Below are 2,709 nucleotides of genomic sequence, written 5' to 3' on the forward strand. Positions count from 1 at the left end.
TGGCGCCGAGCTTCGTCATCACCATCATCTTCGTCTACGGCTTCATCGTCTGGACGGCCTATCTGTCGTTCACCAATTCCAAGACCTTTCCCTCCTATGCGCTGACGGGGCCACGCGCCTATCAGCGGCTGTGGCGCTGGACCTTCGAGAGCGATCCTCCGTCCTCTTGGTATACCTCGATCACCAACATGGCGATCTTCGGCTTCCTCTATGTCGGCATCTGCCTGGCGCTCGGTCTGTTCCTCGCCATCCTGCTCGACCAGAAGATCCGTGGTGAGAGCGTATTGCGGCCGATCTTCCTCTATCCGATGGCGCTCTCCTTCATCGTGACAGGCGTTGCCTGGAAATGGTTCCTCGATCCCGGCCTCGGGCTGGAACAGACGCTGCACCAGTTCGGCTGGACAAGCTTCCACTTCGACTGGATCAAGAACAAGGACTTCGTCATCTACACCGTCGTCATCGCCGGCGTCTGGCAGGCGTCGGGCTTCGTCATGGCGATGTTCCTGGCGGGCCTGCGCGGCATCGACGGCGAGATCATGAAGGCGGCCCAGATCGATGGCGCCTCGCCATTCCAGCTCTACCGGCGCATCGTCATTCCGCTCTTACGGCCGATCTTTCTCTCCGCCTTCATCGTGCTCGCCCATATGGCGATCAAGTCCTATGATCTCGTGGTGGCGCTGACTTCGGGCGGCCCGGGCGGCTCGGCCTGGCTGCCGTCGAACTTCATGTATGAATACACCTTCAAGCGCAACGAGATGGCCGTCGGCTCGGCCAGCGCCATCATCATGCTGATGACGATCTCGGCGATCATCGTTCCCTATCTCTATTCCGAACTGAAGGAGAAGGCGCGATGAGCAGCGTGACCTCTCCGATAGCAACCTCGCAGAACAGCACCAACACCCGCTGGATCGGCCGCACCGTCATCTACGGCCTGCTGCTGATCTTTGCCGTCCTCTATCTGATGCCGCTCTTCGTCATGCTGACGACCTCGTTCAAGACCATGGACGAGATCCAGAACGGCAACATGCTGGCGCTGCCGCAATCGCCGACCTTCGATCCCTGGATCAAGGCCTGGGGCGAGACCTGCGTCGGGCTGACCTGCGCCGGCATCAAGGGTTACTTCTGGAACTCGATCAAGATGGTGGTGCCGGCTGTGGCAATCTCCACCATCATGGGGGCGCTGAACGGTTATGTGCTGACCAAATGGCGCTTCCCAGGCCACACGCTGGTGTTCGGGCTGATGCTGTTTGCCTGCTTCATTCCGTTTCAGTCGGTGCTGTTGCCGATGGCAACGATCCTCGGCTCGCTCGGCCGCTTCGGCATGACGCTGCAGAATGCCACGGGCTTCAACTTCGGCTTCGGCAATCCGACCGTCAATCTGGTCTTCGTGCATGTCGTCTATGGCTTGGGCTTCACGACGCTGTTCTTCCGCAATTTCTACGAGGCCTTTCCGACCGAGCTGGTCAGGGCTGCCCAGGTCGATGGCGCCAGCTTCTTCCAGATCTTCCGCCGCATCATGCTGCCGAACTCGCTGCCGATCATCGTCGTCACGGTGATCTACCAGTTCACCAATATCTGGAACGACTTCCTGTTTGCCTCGGCCTATGCCGGCACCGGTGACACCATGCCGATGACGGTGGCGCTGAACAATGTCGTCAACACCTCGACGGGCGTCGTCGAATACAATGTCAACATGGCGGCGGCGATGATCGCCGCCGTTCCGACGCTCATCGTCTATATCCTCGCCGGCCGCTACTTCGTGCGCGGTCTGATGGCGGGCGCTGTCAAAGGGTAATCCATGGCCTTCCTCGAAATCTCCGGTCTCAAAAAGCGCTTCGGCGCCGTCGACATTCTCAAGGGGATCGACCTCGAACTCGAAAAGGGCGGCTTTCTCGTGCTGGTCGGCCCGTCCGGCTGCGGCAAGTCCACCCTGCTCAACACCATTGCCGGGCTGGAGACGATCACGTCGGGCGATATCCGGATCGACGGGCGCGATATCAGCGGCCTGCATCCTTCGAAGCGCGACATCGCCATGGTGTTCCAGTCCTATGCGCTCTATCCGAACATGACGGTGGCAGGCAACATCGCCTTCGGCATGGAGATCCGCGGCGTGCCCAAGGAGGAGCGGGCCAGAGCGATCGCCCAGGTCTCCGACATGCTGCAGATCGGCCATCTGCTCGACCGCAAGCCGAGCCAGCTGTCCGGCGGCCAGCGCCAGCGTGTCGCCATGGGCCGGGCGCTGGTGCGCAATCCGCAGGTCTTCCTGTTCGACGAGCCGCTCTCCAATCTCGATGCCAAGCTGCGGGTCGACATGCGCACCGAGATCAAGCGGCTGCATCAGCGCATGGGCACCACCTTCGTCTACGTCACCCATGACCAGATCGAAGCGATGACGCTGGCGACCAAGATCGCCGTGCTGAAGGATGGCGTGCTGCAGCAGTTCGGCACGCCGGCCGAGATCTATAACAGCCCGTCCAACATCTTCGTCGCCGACTTCATGGGATCGCCGGCGATGAACCTGCTCAACGCCACCGTCGAGAACGGCGCCGGCGGCCTGGAAGTCTCGCTGGAGCGGCCGAATGCCGCCCCGCTCCGATTGCCTGTCATCTCGGGCAATGACGGCCTGACCGCCTATACCGGCAGGCAGGTGATCTTCGGCATCCGCCCCGAGGCGCTGACCGATCCCGATGGCGCCGACCGCAAGGCGCG

3 protein-coding genes are annotated in these 2,709 nt (G+C 61.5%); all 3 read left to right on the forward strand.

What is annotated here, in order from left to right:
• The coding region (locus RWJ89_RS33190; protein ID WP_316032031.1) for a carbohydrate ABC transporter permease at positions 1-854 on the forward strand (854 nt) is incomplete at its 5' end.
• On the forward strand, positions 851-1,795 hold the full coding sequence (locus RWJ89_RS33195) for a carbohydrate ABC transporter permease (protein ID WP_168258605.1): 945 nt from the start codon (positions 851-853) through the stop codon (positions 1,793-1,795). The genes RWJ89_RS33190 and RWJ89_RS33195, both read left to right, overlap by 4 nt.
• Positions 1,796-1,798: 3 nt before the next feature.
• The coding region (locus RWJ89_RS33200; protein WP_316032032.1) for an ABC transporter ATP-binding protein at positions 1,799-2,709 on the forward strand (911 nt) is incomplete at its 3' end.

Origin of the sequence: Rhizobium sp. 10PS4 (genome assembly GCF_032464805.1) — a bacterium.
GTDB classification, from domain to species: domain Bacteria; phylum Pseudomonadota; class Alphaproteobacteria; order Rhizobiales; family Rhizobiaceae; genus Rhizobium; species Rhizobium laguerreae.